This window comes from Actinopolymorpha rutila (assembly GCF_013407855.1).
Lineage (GTDB): Bacteria > Actinomycetota > Actinomycetes > Propionibacteriales > Actinopolymorphaceae > Actinopolymorpha > Actinopolymorpha rutila.
This window is the reverse complement of the sequence record NZ_JACBZH010000001.1, coordinates 3,850,262-3,863,952: the sequence shown is the minus strand read 5'-3', so window position 1 is coordinate 3,863,952 and position 13,691 is coordinate 3,850,262. Positions and strand designations below refer to the sequence as shown.

Sequence of the window (13,691 nt, the reverse complement as noted above, 5' to 3'; positions counted from 1 at the left end):
TTTCGTGATTTGTACGGAGTTCACCTGTCCATCCAGGATCCGGCCGGGGCGGCCGTGCGACGCGCCAACGCGGCGGCCTGCCTCGCGGCGTTGCGTGACCAGCAGCGCCCGCTGACCATCGCCGAGCTCGCGACCGCGACCCGGCTCGCGCGCCCGACCGTCGACGCGGTCGTCGGTGACCTGCTCCAGACGGGGCCGGTTCGGCCGGCCAAGCCGCAGCGCGGTGCGGGAGCCGGCCGGCCCGCGCGCGCGTACGCGTTCACCGCCGACGCCGGCCGGGTCGCCGGGATCGACATCGGCAGCGGCAGCGTCCGGGTCCGGATCGCCGATCTGGCCGGTGACATCGTGGGCCGGGCGGAGACCGACGTGCCCGCCGGGATCGACGGCAACGGCCGGCTCCGGGTCGTCCGAACCACCGTCCGGCAGGCGGTCCGCGCCTCGGGGGCCGGCCTCGCCGACCTGCGCGCCGCCGGGCTCGGCGTACCCGGAATCCTCGACCGCGACGGCAGGATCACCCAGAGCCTGGCGGTGCCGGACTGGATCGGCGTCGACCCCGCGGCCCGGCTCTCGGCTGCCTGGGACTGCCCGGTGCTGGTCGAGAACGACATCAAGCTGGCCGCCCTGGCCGAGCAGCGGCTGCGGGCCGAGCCGGCGGTCGGACCCGAGCCGGAGTCCGGCGCCGATCGCGACGACGACCTGATCTTCTGGCAGATCGGCCACCGGATCTCGACCGCGCTGATCATGAACGGCGCCATCCTCCAGGGCCGGCACCGGTTGGCCGGCGAGCTGGGAAGCCTGCGTGGGATGCGCTGGACCGAGTCCTCCAGGCGCGGCCGGCTGCAGTGGCGTAGCGGGCGTACGGCAGAGCAGGTGTTCGCCAGGGCGCGGGCCGGAGATCGGCGGGCCGCGGCCGAGATCAGCGAGTTCTGCGCCGAGATCGCGCCGATGATCGCGACCATCGCGCTGACCGTCGACCCGGCGCTGATCGTCATCGGTGGTGGACTGTCCCGGGCCGGCGACGACCTGCTCGCTCCGCTGACCGAGGCCGTCCACCACATGCTGATGACCGACGAGAAGCCCGCGATCACCACCTCGTTGCTGAAGTCCAGCGGAACCCTCTGCGGCGCCCTCGGGTCCACCTTCGAGGTCCACTCCGCGCAGATCCTCGGAGTTCCCCGCGTGCCCACCCGTTGGCATCGCTGGCCCGGCACGTTCGACGGCCCGCCGTCCAAGGGGGTCGGGCCCGACGACGCGGTCGCCGACGACGCCATCTCCGACGTACTCCTGTCCGACGTAAGGTCCCACGCACCAGCCGTTCCGGCAGCACAGGCAGCACCCGCTGTTCCCGCCCGATCGACGAGAAGGATGTCCAGATGAAGTTCGGATTCAGTTCCTACAGCTTCCACCAGCGGCTCAGCACGGGGGAGATGACCCTCTTCGACGTCATCGACTGGATCGCCGACAGCGAAGGCGAGCACCTCGAACTGGCCTCGATCTACGCGGGCTCCGACAGCCCGGTTCCCAACACCGACTCCGACCCGGCGTTCGTCGACAAGCTCGTCGAGCACGCGGCCAACCGCGGCGTCACGTTGTCCAACATGGCGATCGGCGCGAGCTTCCTCGGCGACGACGCCGAGAACGCGGCCGAGGTGAAGCGGGTCAAGGCCCACATCGACCTGATCGAACGGCTGGGTATCAAGCTGATGCGCCACGACGTGGTCGCACATGCCGGGATCCAGGGCGACGACACGCCGGCCTTCGAGGCCGCGCTGCCGAAGATCGTCAAGGCAGCAAAGGAGATCGCGCAGTACGCCGCGACGAAGGGCGTCACCACCAGCCTGGAGAACCACGGCTTCTTCGTGCAGAGCAGCGACCGCGTACGCCGGATCGTGCACGCCGTCGACGAGCCCAACTTCAAGACCACGTTGGACATCGGAAACTTCCTCTGCGTCGACGAAGACCCGGCGGTCGCGGTCCCGTCCAACCTGCCGTACGCCATGATCGTTCATTTCAAGGACTTCTACGTCCGGCCGGCCGGCCGCAACCCCGGTGAGGGCTGGTTCCGCAGCAGGGGCGGCAAGTACCTCCGCGGTGCGATCGTCGGCAACGGCGACCTGGACACCTGGAGCGTCGCGAAGTCGATCAAGGAGTCCGGCTACGACGGTTTCGCCTCGATCGAGTTCGAGGGCCACGAGGACTGCCTGATCGGCTGCAGCCGAGGCATCGCCAACGCCAAGCGCATCTACGCCGAGGCCTGAACCAACCGCCCGTTCACGCCAAGAACCGTTCCACCCAAGGAGAGTCATGCAGAAGGTAAAGATCGGCGTCGTCGGGGCCGGTAGCATCGCCGCCTTGCATCTGAAGGCCTACCAGGGCAATCCGCGCGCCGAACTCGTCGCGGTCGCCGACATCAACGCCGACCGGGCCACCTCCGTGGCCAAGCAGTGGGGAGCCGCCAGGTCCTACAGCACCGCGGCCGAACTGTTCGCCGACCCGGACGTGGACGCGGTGAGCATCTGCACCTGGAACAACACCCACGCCGAGCTCGCCATCGCCGCGGTCGAGGCCGGCAAGCACGTGCTGGTCGAGAAGCCGATGACCCGCACCTACGCCGAGGCGCAGCGGCTCGAGGACGTGGTGAACGCCCACGACCGCGTTGTCCAGGTGGGTTTCGTGCGGCGGCACTCCGCGAACTGCCGGGTGCTGAAGTCGTTCATCGACGCCGGTGACCTCGGTGACATCTACTACGCCAAGGCCAGCTGCATCCGCCGGATGGGCAACCCCGGTGGATGGTTCGCCAACAAGGCGATCTCCGGCGGCGGGCCGCTGATCGACATCGGTGTGCACGTGATCGACCTGTGCTGGTACCTCATGGGGACGCCGCGGGTGACGTCGGTCAGTGCCAACACCTACGAGAAGCTGGGCAACCGGTCCAACATCACCACCCTGCCGCGGTACCAGGTGGCCGACTACGACCCGACGAAGAACGACGTCGAGGACATGGCCAACGCCCTGATCAGGTTCGACAACGGCGCGTCGCTGATCATGGACACCTCGTTCTCCCTGCACGCGACGAGCGACTCGCTCAACGTCTCGGTGTACGGGGACAAGGGCGGGGCGGACCTCGAACCCAAGCTGCAGATCGCGTCGGAGAAGAACGAGACGCTCCTGAAGGTGACGCCGCAGATCGGGTTCGAGTCGTTCGACCTCGACGACGGCTTCGGCAACGAGATCGAGAACTTCGTGGCCGCCTGCCTGGGCGAGGCCGAGAGTGTCGCGCCGGCGTGGCAGGGCGCGGAGATGATGAAGATCCTGGACGGCGTCTACACCTCCGCCGCCCAGGGCAAGGAAGTACAGATCTGACCCTTCGGTAAGCAGACCTGGATGTCGGGGCGCTCGTGAGCGGAAAGCCGCTGGCGGGCGCCCCCGACGTTGGCCGATCGAACGCGCGGCGCGGGACCAAAGACTCCTCGGACCGGGACTTCGGTGCGGTGGCGCCACCTGACGGGTCGCGTAACGTGCCGGAATGCCGAAGGTTGACGAATTCCTGCTGAACCGGCTCGACTCGGACGAGACGGTCGCCCACGTCGGGTATCGCCGTGACCACTGCGACGTTCAGCTCGACCATGCCCTGGAGGTCTGCACCGTCCGGCGGCGACTGGTCTGGCTGTACCGAACAGCGAGCGGTGTCGACTCCGACGTACTGCTCGACGTGGTGAAGCGGTTCGCGGCGCTGTACTCGCAGCATCCCGACTACGACCCCGCGTGGCATCCCGGTCTATGACGCACTGCGAAGCCGTTCGCGCGATGGCCGGTACCTTATGCCGGTGGCGAATCTACGTGATCAGATCCGCGCCGAGCTCGGCGTCAGGGCGACCATCACCCCCAAGGTCGAGATCCGGCAACGGATCGACTTCCTCAAGGACTACCTGCGGTCGGTTCCGGCACGGGGATACGTGCTGGGGATCAGCGGGGGCCAGGACAGCAGCCTTGCCGGCAGACTGTGCCAGCTGGCCTGCGAGGAACTGCGGGCCGAGGGGCGCGACGCCACCTTCGTCGCGGTGCGGCTGCCGTACGGCGTGCAGGCCGACGAGGACGACGCGCAGGTCGCACTGAAGTTCGTTCAACCGGACCGTTCGATCACCGTGAACGTCAAGCCCGGCGCGGATGCCGTCGCCGCCGAGTCGGCGACGGGCCTGCGCGAACTCCTGGGCACCGAACCCGGCCTGCGGGACTTCGTTCGCGGCAACATCAAGGCCCGCGAGCGCATGGTGATCCAGTACTCCGTCGCCGGGCAGCTGAACCTGCTCGTCGTGGGCACCGACCACGCGGCCGAGGCGGTCACCGGCTTCTTCACCAAGTACGGAGACGGCGGAGTCGACCTCACCCCGCTGACGGGCCTGACCAAGCGTCAGGGTGCCGCGCTGCTGCAGGAGCTGGGCGCGCCGGCGAGTGTGTGGAAGAAGGTGCCGACCGCCGACCTGGAGGACGACCGTCCGGCACTGCCCGACGAGGTGGCGCTCGGTCTGACGTACGCCCAGATCGACGACTACCTGGAAGGCGTCGACGTCACGTCGGAGGTGTCGGCAAAGGTGGAGTCGACCTACCTCGCCACCCGGCACAAGCGGACCGTCCCGGTCACCCCGCTCGACGACTGGTGGCGCGCCGACCCCAGGCCCTGACAGCCCACTCCTGCGTGACGCCCGAGTGACGCACCGATGACGCGGACTGCCGACAGTGAGGACGGCAGATGACGGCAACTGGCGGCAACTGGGGCCGCTGACGTCGAAGGAGCGGGCATGGCGGTAACCATCACTCATCCCGGGGTGTACATCACCGAGGTGCCCAGCGGGAGTCGCGCGGTCACCGGGGTGGCCACCTCGATCACCGCGTTCGTGGGCCGGGCGGCCCGCGGGCCGGTCGACGAGCCCGTCCAGGTGGCGAACTGGGCCGAGTTCGAGCGGACTTTCGGTGGCCTGTGGCGAGGAAGCGGCCTGGGTTACGCGGTCCGCGACTTCTACCTCAACGGCGGCTCGACCGCCCTTGTCGTCCGGCTCGGCTGCGGCGCCGGCACCGCCGAGTTCGACCTCGGCGACGTCACCCTGGCGGCCGTCGGGCCCGGCGCCTGGGCGAACACCATGTCGGTCACGGTTCACCACCCCGGCCCGGAAGGGGACGAGGTCGCCGCGGGTCAGGGCGGGGGCATCACCGCCGACGACCTGTTCACCGTGGAGATTCGCGGCGACGCGAGTTCGGCCGCTGCCGACGAGACCTTCGTCAACGTCACCGTGAAGGACGGCCCACGCAGGGTCGACGTCGTGCTGGCGGGCTCGCGCTTCGTCCGCGCCGTCGGCGTGCCCAGCGGCGCCCGTCCGGTCGAGGGCACCGTCACCCCCACGGCCTCGGTCGCGGACGGCGACCCGCCGGAGTTGGCGGACTACCTCGGTGACAACGCGGCCGGCGACCACTTCCTCGCCGACAAACGCGGGTTGTACGCCCTGGAGAAGGCCGACCTGTTCAACCTGCTCTGCCTGCCTCCGCCCACACCGGAGGGCGACGTTCCCGACGCGCTGTGGGCCGAGGCGCTCGGCTACTGCGTCGACCGCCGGGCCTTCCTCGTGGTCGACCAGCCGGCCGGACAGGGTCTGTCGGCCGCAAAGTCGTGGGCGGGCAGCGTCGGGCTGACCGGGCCGGGCACTCGCAACGCCGCGGTCTACTACCCGCGGATCCGGCGCGCCGATCCGCTCCGCGGCGGCAACAGCGCGGAGTTCGCCGGGTCGGGCGCTGTCTGCGGGGTGATGGCGCGTACCGACGCCGGGCGCGGTGTGTGGAAGGCCCCGGCCGGTATCGACGGCGGCATCACCGGCGCCACCGGCCTGGCGTCGTCCCTCACCGACGGCGAGAACGGCCAGCTCAACCCGCTCGGCGTCAACTGCCTGCGCTCCTTCCCGGTCATCGGGCCGGTCGTGTGGGGCGCGCGTACGCTCCGCGGCGCCGACGTGCTGACCGACGACTACAAGTACGTGCCGGTGCGCCGCCTGGCGCTCTTCTTGGAGGAGAGCCTCTACCGGGGCACCCAGTGGGCGGTCTTCGAGCCGAACGACGAGCCGCTCTGGTCACAGATCCGGGCCTCGCTCGGGGCGTTCATGCAGGACCTGTTCCGCCAGGGGGCCTTCCAGGGCAGTACGCCGCGCGACGCGTACTTCGTCCGCTGCGACGCGGAGACCACCACGCAGTACGACATCGACCGGGGGATCGTGAACGTCCAGGTCGGCTTCGCGCCCCTGAAGCCGGCGGAGTTCGTGGTCATCGCCATCCAGCAGAAGACCGCCGAAGCCGCCGGGTAGGAGACGAGATCATGGCCGAGTTCAGCGTGAACGCGACGCGGTTCGACCCGTACAAGAACTTCAAGTTCCGGGTGAAGTGGGACGGCCGCTACGTGGCGGGTGTGAGCAAGGTGGGCGCGCTCAAGCGGACCACCGAGGTGGTCAAGCACCGCAGCGGCGGCGACCCGAGCAGCAGCCGGAAGTCGCCGGGGAGGACGGAGTACGAGGCGATCTCCCTCGAGCACGGCGTCACCCACGACGCCAACTTCGAGCAGTGGGCCAACAAGGTGTGGAACTTCGGTTCCGGCCTGGGCGCGGAGACCTCGCTCAAGGACTTCCGCAAGGACATCATCCTCGAGGTCTACAACGAGGCCGGCCAGGTCGTGCTCGCCTACAAGGTGTACCGCTGCTGGGTCTCGGAGTTCCAGGCCCTGCCCGACCTCGACGCCAACGCCAACGCCGTCGCCATCCAGTCGATCAAGCTGGAGAACGAGGGCTGGGAGCGCGACTACGCGGTGGTCGAGCCGACCGAGCCGTCGTTCGTCGAACCCTAGGGCGCGGTATGGCCGGGAACCTGACCGCGGCCGTCCTGCTGGACGCCTGGGAAGCGGCGGCCGCGGTGTCGGGACAGCGGCGGGGCGCGATGCTGGTGGACCGGCTCGGACTGGTCGTCAACGCGCTGGACGCGCCGTTGGCACAGCGCGACGCCGCCCTGCTCGACCTGTATCGGTCCGTGTTCGGCGACCGAGCGGAGATGGTCATGGACTGCACGAGCTGTGGGAAGGCGCTCGAGGTCGACCTCGACCTGGCCGTGTTCGCCGGGGCCGGGACGTCGGAGGTTACGTGCGTGGTCTCCGGGTCGCGGGAGTACGAACTGCGCGCTCTCACCACCAGGGACCTGGTCGCCGCGGCCGCCGCGCCGGACCCGGCGGCGACGCTGCTTGCCCGGACCGTTCGCCGCACCGACGGTACGGCAGTGGCGGCGGCCGATCTGCCGGCCGGCGATCTGGACCTGCTCGACGTGGCGTCGGAACGACTGGCCGGGCCGGCCGGCGTCGTCGTTTCCGCGCGGTGCCCGGCCTGCGGCGCGCCGGTGCGCGGTGGGCTCGACGTCGCCGCCCTCGGCTGGTCACGGCTGGATCGTTGGGCCGGTGACCGGCTGGCCGAGGTGGCGACGCTCGCCCGGGCGTACGGCTGGACCGAGGCGGAAGTGCTCGCGCTCACCCCGGCCCGGCGGGCGGTCTATCTCGAGCTGGCACAGCGAGAGCTGGTCGTTTCGTGACCGGCTTCTTCGCCCGGATGGGAGCGCGGGCCGGCGGGACCGAGGCGGGGCTTCGGCCGCGGCTCGGGTCCAGGTTCGAGCCGCGCGGCATCACGGCGAGCTCCGCTCCCTGGCGGGCCGATCCGGTCGAGGAGTCCAGCTGGGCCGACGCCCCCGAGCCTCCCGGTGACCGCCTCCACGACCACCTCCACGGACCGGCGGGCCGGCCGGAGGCCGGCGCGTTCACGGCCGAGGTCGTCCGCAGGTCCGCTCCGGGAGGGGACGTGAACCGGCCGGTGACCCCGCCTGCCGAGGCGCTGGTATCGGCCGTGCAGGAGCAGCCGCCACGGGCGCCGCACCTGACGCGCCCGTCGCACTCGTCGCCACAGTTCACAGCCACCGGTCCGGGACGACGTTCGTACGACCACGGGGAAGGACCGCCGGCGGCGGGCTCCGCGGCCTCTGTCGCCGCGTCTCCTGTGGCCGCGTCCCCTGTCGCCGCATCCGTGAGCCGGCCGAACCACGCGGTCGCTCCGCACACTCCCGGGATCGCCGAGGTGCGGCAACCGGCTCCTGGCCCCGGCTCCGGTCGGCGTCAGGAGCTCGACAGGCCGCTGCCGAGCGCCCCGTCGCCGGTCGCCCCGGACCGCGACGGACCGCCGCGACCCGGCCCCGCTCCGGCGGTGCCGACCGGGCGCGGACCAGGCGAGGCGGTTGAGGTGGAAGGTTCCACCGACCCACTGCCTGCCGACGCCTTGCCTGCCGACCTGCCGACCGACTTGCTGCCGGCGTACGTCCTCCCGGCCCTGGTCGAGCGCGGCCTGGTGCCGCCGGGTACGCCGGTCGGCTGGTCCGATTCCGGCCCGGGTCAGGTGGCCCTGGAAGGGGCGGACCGGGCCCGGGTACGGGTGGGTGGCCCGGCGGGCCACCGCGGTGCCACCGCCGCCCGCCGGGGAGAGGTCGTCGAGGTCCGCATCGACCGGGTCGAGATCGTCCCGCCCACCCCCGCCGCGAAGCCGGAGCCCGGTCCGGCGCTGCCGGCCGTCGACCACGCGGCGTACCGGGCCCGTCGACGGGAGGGCAGGCGATGAGCAACAGTCTGGCGGTGGCCGCCGCGACGACGGGGTTGCGCTGGATCCTGGAGCGCAGCCTGACCGGTGCCGAACCCGGTGCGGTGAGCGGCGCCACCGTGACCACGCTGCGGCCACAGGCGCTGGCCAAACTGCTCACCGGCGACGACCCGCCGGCCGGCCTCAACGTGTTCTGTTACCGGATCACCCCGAACCACTCGGGTGCTCTCAACGACCTGCCCACCCGGCGCCCGGACGGCAGCCTGGCCGCGCGGCCGGCCGCGGCGCTGGACCTGCACTACCTGATCACCGGCTACGGCCAGGACGCAGCCCTCGACGACCAGCGCCTGCTGGCCCGGGCCGTGCTGGGGTTGGCCGTGACCCCGTCGCTGACCCGGCCGGTCATCGAGGCGGCACTCGCGGCCTACCGCGACCAGGACGGCCTGGACTTCCTGGACCACGTCGACCTGGCCGAGCAGCCGGACCTGGTGAAGTTCGCGCCGGCCAGCCTGACCCTGGAGGAGCTGTCCAAGGTGTGGGGCATCTTCGGGACGGCGTACCTGCCCTCGCTCACCTACACCGCCACCATGGTGGTGCTGGAGGCGCAGGTGTCCGCCAGAACGGCCCTGCCGGTTCGGGCCCGGTACGTCGGCGTCGGCCCGCTGGCCCCGCCGCGGTTGGTCGCCGTGGATCCGGAGGACGCGACGGTCCCGCTGTGCGTCGGCTCCCGCCTGCTGCTCACCGGGTCCGGCCTGCGCGGCGAGGCGGCGGGCGCCCGTACGTTGGTCGAGCTCGGCGCGGCGGAGGTGGTGCCCGCGTCGGTGGCGCCCGACCGGGTCGTGGTCGAGGTGCCGGACGGGGTAGGTGTCGGCGCCCAGTTGGTCCGTGTACTGCACCGGAAACCGCCCGGCGCCGGTGGCGCGCCGTCCCGGGTCGTGGCTCGCTCCGCTGCCCTGCCCGTGCTCGTCCGGCCGAGGGTGAGCATCGATCCCGACGGCCCCGGCGGGGTGCTGCGGCTGCGCGTCGTCCCGGCCATCCGGCCCGGTCAGCCGGCGACCGTGAGCCTGAACCGGCTGTCCGGCGGGAGCTCCGGAGCGCCCGCATGGCTGTCGTACGACGTGCCGCCGGCCGCTCCGGGCACGCCGCCCCGCGACGTCGTCGAACTGCCGGCCGGTGCAGTCGGCGCCGGCCGCTGGCTAATCCGAATCGAGGTCGCCGGAGCGGAGAGCGTGCCCAGCCTGGTGGGGGAGACGTACGGCGCTCCGGCGGTCTCGCGGTGAGCGCGCCGCGCCCGGGGTCCGGCCCGACGGCACCGCTCGGCCTGGTGTGCCGAGGCGGCGCGGACCGGGCCGGGCCGGGACCGCTCTGGTCCGATCGGGACCGGCTGGCCGCCGAGCTGGCCGGACTGCGATCCCTCGTCCGCGGTGACGGCGATGGCAACGGTGGCGACAGCGACGCCGACTCCGGCACCGCGACGTCGTTCCGTGCGACGGTCCCCTCCCGCCTGGACCGGCTGGCGGCGGCCTGCGGTCTCACCGAGTTCGAGCGGGCGGTTCTCGTGCTGGCGGCCGGACCGGAGCTGGTGGCCGCCACCGCGGACGAACTGCTGGCGCACACCGGGGCGCCGCGGCTGAGCTTCGGCGCGGCGCTGGCCGTACTGCCCGGCGCACACTGGAGCGCCCTCACTCCGTTGGCGCCGCTGCGGCGCTGGGGTCTGGTCCGGCTGCTCGACCCCATGTCGCCCACCGCGAGCCCACTGATGGTGGACGAACGTGTGCTGCACGAGATCGTCGGCGCCGGCGAACCGGACGCCACTGTGGCTGGGCTGGCCCGGCCTGTCCCGCCTGTCCACGAGTTGCCGCCGACGCTCACCGCCGCGGCGCTCGAGGTGGTGACGGCCTGGCGGGCCGGGACCGTCGCGCTGCTCACCGGCCCGCAGCCGGGGACCGCCTGGGCCGTGGCCGGGCTCGCCGCCACGTCGGCGCACAGGCCGCTGCTCCGCCTGAGCGGCGCCGACCTGATGGGCGCGGGCGGCGACCGGGCCGAGCTCCTGCGCCGGATGGACCGTGAGACGCTCCTCGCCGGCTACGGGTGGGCGGTCGACGTCGACGGGCTCGGCGGGGCCGAGGCCCGGGTCCTCCTCGACCAGCTGTCGCGGCTGGTGGGGCCGGTCGTGGTGGTCGGCCAGGTGGAGGCGTCCGACCTCACCGGAACCCCGGTCCGCCTGCCCCGGCTGACGGCGGCAGAGCGGACCGCGGCACTGGCCGGCGCCCTGGACCAGGCAGGCGCGGGCAGTGCCGCCGACCCCGCCGAGGTGGCCCGCGTCGCCGGTGTGTTCGACCTGGACTGGGACGCGCTGCCGCGCGTGGCGGCGGAGGTGGCCGGCGGGGAGCCGTTGTGGTCGGCTTGCCGGCGAGCCGGACGGACGGCGTACGGACGACTCGCCCAGGTCCGCAGCGCCGTCGCCACCTGGGACGACCTCGTACTGCCGGCCCTGCCACGCCGTCAGCTGGGCGCGCTCTGCGCCGCCGTCCGGCAGCGGCACCGGGTGCTCGGGGACTGGGGCTTCGCCGACCGCGGCGACCGCGGGCTGGGCACGACCGCGTTGTTCAGCGGCCCCAGTGGCACCGGCAAGACGCTGGCGGCGGAGGTGATCGCCGGCGACCTCGGCCTCGACCTCGTGCACGTCGACCTCAGCCAGGTGGTGAGCAAGTACATCGGTGAGTCGGAGAAGCACCTGGCGGCGCTGTTCGACGCGGCCGAGGGCGGCGGGGCGGTGCTGCTCTTCGACGAGGCCGACGCGCTGTTCGGCAAGCGGTCGGAGGTACGCGACAGCCACGACCGGTACGCCAACCTCGAGGTCGGCTACCTGCTGCAGCGGATGGAAGCCTTCCGTGGGCTGGCCGTTCTCACCACCAACGCCCGCTCCGTCCTGGACCCGGCATTCCTGCGCCGGGTGCACACCGTCGTCGCCTTCCCCTATCCCGACGCCGAGCTGCGGGCCGCGCTGTGGCGGCGGGCCTTCCCGGACGCGGCACCGACCGACGGGATCGACCCCGCCCGGCTGGCCGCGATCGACCTGCCCGGCGGCGGGATCGCCGCGGCCGCCCTCACCGCCGCCTACCTCGCCGCCGAGGAGAGCTCGCCGATCACCACCCGGCACGTCACCGAGGCGGCCCGCTGGGAGCTGGCCAAGTCGGGACGGACACTGGCCGCACTTCCGGAACGGAGGGCCGGACATGCCTGAGTTCTCCGCTGTCGGCCCGCGGCCGACCGCGGCCCGCGCACCGGCCGACGCGGCGGTCGGCGCTGCCCTCACCCGTCCGGGCCGCGCATCGCTGCCGAGCCGCCGGGCGCACTGGGACCTCGCCGAGGTCGCGGTCCACGAACCGGGCCGGCCGCTGCCGAGCACCCTCAGGTCGGTCTGGGAGGCGCGGCTGGGCGAGCCGCTGGATCAGGTACGACTGCACACCGGCCCGGAGGCGGAGGCGGCCGCTCGTGAGCAGCGGGCCCGGGCCTTCACCGTCGGGGAGGACATCACCCTCGGCGGCACGTTCGACGAGCACCTGCTCGGCCACGAGCTCACCCACGTCGTCCAGTTCCGCCGGGCCGGTCGCGCGGACACCCTGGCAGGCCCGACCTCCGCCGCGAGCCCGGCCGCGGAGCGGGAGGCGACCCGGGTCGCGGGTCTGGCCCGGCACGGCCTGCCCACCGGTCCGGTGCGGGAGGCGGCACACGGTGTGGCCCGTACTCCGGTCTCCGACGACGTCGAGTTCGACCTCTCCTACGCCCTGAACGACTGGGCGGTGACCGCCGAGGAGGAGCGCCGCATCCTCGACCGGCTGGCCGGCGACTCCGACCTGTCGGCCACCATCGTCGACCTGCGGCGAGCCGGCATGCTCGACGCGCTGTTCGACCGGATCGATGCCGGCGGCAACCGGCGGCGGCTCTACCAGATCCTCGGCGCCGGCCGCCTCAACGCCGCGGCCAGCGCTCTGGTCGAGCCGTACCTGCGACGACTCGGGACCGGTGCGGAACTGCAGTACTTCCTCGGCCGGCACGGCGTCACCACCGCGGCACCGGCCTTCAACCCAGCACCTCTGGAGGCGGCGGTCGTCGGCACCCGGCGCACCGCCCGGACGGGGGTCAACGCCGGCGGCTTCCTCACCGAGCCGTTCACCGGCAGCGGGGCCACCGGCATCATCTCCACCGAGAGCTACCAGGGCACCTTCTACCGCACTCCCGGGCTGCCCAGCATCCCGGTCGAGGACGAGGTGCTGATGGCGGCCGGCCACAGATCGACGCTGGCGACGTACCAGAACCCGCTGACCGGCCCGGCCAGCACCGGCACGCCGGCCTGGTCGCCGACCCATCGCCGCCAGCAGGCCGAACTCCTGCTGCGGCGGCCGATCGCCTCCATCGAGGCGGACTCCTACGCCGGCAACCTGCCCAGTCGGGCGCAGGTGTTCCAGGCGGCGGCCCGGGCGCACAACCTCACCGGCGCGCTGGTGGCGGCCTTCGTGCTGACCGAGCAACGGGACCAGTCCCAGGCCGAGGACGCCGCCGACTACCAGAGTGCGACCAGCAGGCTGGCCCAGCACAACAGCTCCATCGGCCTGGGCCAGGTGGTGGTCTCGACGGCACGGCGGCGGGACCTGTTCGCGGACCTGATGACGACAGACACCCGCCAGCGGCTCGGGGTGAACCGGACGTCGGGGCCGGGGCAGTTCGCGACCGCCGACCTGCTCGCCTCGGAGGAGTACAACATCTTCGCGGTGGCGCGGTACATCCGCCAGATCGCCGACCAGGCGGCCGGTCTGTCGCTTGCCTCGCTGCCGAACACCGCCGCGCAGTACCCGGGCATCAACCTCGGCGCGTACGCCGGGAACCCCAGCACGTGGCCGGACGACAATGTCCGAGCGCTCGGGTCGGAGTACACCTCGACGCCGTGGGACGACTCGCTGGTGCCGGACTGGGGCGACCTGGTGTTCCAGGCCTACCAGGACGTGCGGGCCACCGGGATCCTCTGACAGC

At 72.4% G+C, this 13,691-nt stretch carries 12 protein-coding genes; all 12 read left to right on the top strand.

The window, feature by feature from the left end:
• The first annotated feature begins 54 nt into the window (after positions 1-54).
• The 12 genes from F4554_RS17280 (at position 55) to F4554_RS17225 (ending at position 13,687) form a co-directional block, all read left to right on the top strand.
• Complete coding sequence (locus tag F4554_RS17280; RefSeq protein ID WP_202889324.1) at positions 55-1,377, top strand: ROK family protein; 1,323 nt, start codon at positions 55-57, stop codon at positions 1,375-1,377.
• Positions 1,374-2,258, top strand: a complete 885-nt coding sequence (locus F4554_RS17275) for a sugar phosphate isomerase/epimerase family protein (protein ID WP_179788494.1) — start codon at positions 1,374-1,376, stop codon at positions 2,256-2,258. Before F4554_RS17280 ends, F4554_RS17275 begins: the two co-directional genes overlap by 4 nt.
• Before the next feature lie 46 nt (positions 2,259-2,304).
• On the top strand, positions 2,305-3,363 hold the full coding sequence (locus F4554_RS17270; protein WP_179788492.1) for a Gfo/Idh/MocA family protein: 1,059 nt from the start codon (positions 2,305-2,307) through the stop codon (positions 3,361-3,363).
• Positions 3,364-3,526: 163 nt separating this feature from the next.
• The gene (locus F4554_RS17265) at positions 3,527-3,784 is read left to right on the top strand and encodes a DUF6221 family protein (protein WP_179788491.1); all 258 of its coding nucleotides are present in this window, start codon (positions 3,527-3,529) and stop codon (positions 3,782-3,784) included.
• Between the two features lie 37 nt (positions 3,785-3,821).
• Positions 3,822-4,682 (top strand): ammonia-dependent NAD(+) synthetase, encoded by an 861-nt coding sequence (gene nadE / locus F4554_RS17260; RefSeq protein WP_179788488.1) that lies wholly within the window; start codon positions 3,822-3,824, stop codon positions 4,680-4,682.
• A 117-nt stretch (positions 4,683-4,799) separates the two neighbouring features.
• Positions 4,800-6,347: a phage tail sheath family protein gene (locus F4554_RS17255; protein WP_179788486.1), complete on the top strand. Its 1,548-nt coding sequence runs from the start codon at positions 4,800-4,802 to the stop codon at positions 6,345-6,347.
• Positions 6,348-6,358: 11 nt separating this feature from the next.
• Positions 6,359-6,880, top strand: a complete 522-nt coding sequence (locus F4554_RS17250) for a phage tail protein (protein ID WP_179788485.1) — start codon at positions 6,359-6,361, stop codon at positions 6,878-6,880.
• Between the two features lie 8 nt (positions 6,881-6,888).
• Positions 6,889-7,608, top strand: a complete 720-nt coding sequence (locus tag F4554_RS17245) for a hypothetical protein (protein WP_179788482.1) — start codon at positions 6,889-6,891, stop codon at positions 7,606-7,608.
• Positions 7,609-8,306: 698 nt separating this feature from the next.
• Positions 8,307-8,678, top strand: a complete 372-nt coding sequence (locus F4554_RS17240) for a hypothetical protein (protein WP_179788480.1) — start codon at positions 8,307-8,309, stop codon at positions 8,676-8,678.
• On the top strand, positions 8,675-9,937 hold the full coding sequence (locus F4554_RS17235; RefSeq protein WP_179788478.1) for a Pvc16 family protein: 1,263 nt from the start codon (positions 8,675-8,677) through the stop codon (positions 9,935-9,937). Before F4554_RS17240 ends, F4554_RS17235 begins: the two co-directional genes overlap by 4 nt.
• Positions 9,934-11,904: an AAA family ATPase gene (locus tag F4554_RS33650; protein ID WP_179788476.1), complete on the top strand. Its 1,971-nt coding sequence runs from the start codon at positions 9,934-9,936 to the stop codon at positions 11,902-11,904. Before F4554_RS17235 ends, F4554_RS33650 begins: the two co-directional genes overlap by 4 nt.
• Entirely contained in the window at positions 11,897-13,687 is a 1,791-nt protein-coding gene (locus F4554_RS17225) for an eCIS core domain-containing protein (protein ID WP_179788474.1), read from the top strand. Before F4554_RS33650 ends, F4554_RS17225 begins: the two co-directional genes overlap by 8 nt.
• The last annotated feature ends 4 nt before the right edge of the window (positions 13,688-13,691 follow it).

Bases quoted from the DNA above. Each gene is read 5' to 3' on its own strand.
- F4554_RS17235 (WP_179788478.1), top strand. From the start codon at position 8,675: ATGAGCAACAGTCTGGCGGTGGCCGCCGCGACGACGGGGTTGCGCTGG.
- F4554_RS17225 (WP_179788474.1), top strand. From the start codon at position 11,897: ATGCCTGAGTTCTCCGCTGTCGGCCCGCGGCCGACCGCGGCCCGCGCA.
- F4554_RS17250 (WP_179788485.1), top strand. From the start codon at position 6,359: ATGGCCGAGTTCAGCGTGAACGCGACGCGGTTCGACCCGTACAAGAAC.
- F4554_RS17245 (WP_179788482.1), top strand. From the start codon at position 6,889: ATGGCCGGGAACCTGACCGCGGCCGTCCTGCTGGACGCCTGGGAAGCG.
- F4554_RS17255 (WP_179788486.1), top strand. From the start codon at position 4,800: ATGGCGGTAACCATCACTCATCCCGGGGTGTACATCACCGAGGTGCCC.
- F4554_RS17265 (WP_179788491.1), top strand. From the start codon at position 3,527: ATGCCGAAGGTTGACGAATTCCTGCTGAACCGGCTCGACTCGGACGAG.
- nadE (WP_179788488.1), top strand. From the start codon at position 3,822: ATGCCGGTGGCGAATCTACGTGATCAGATCCGCGCCGAGCTCGGCGTC.
- F4554_RS17270 (WP_179788492.1), top strand. From the start codon at position 2,305: ATGCAGAAGGTAAAGATCGGCGTCGTCGGGGCCGGTAGCATCGCCGCC.
- F4554_RS17275 (WP_179788494.1), top strand. From the start codon at position 1,374: ATGAAGTTCGGATTCAGTTCCTACAGCTTCCACCAGCGGCTCAGCACG.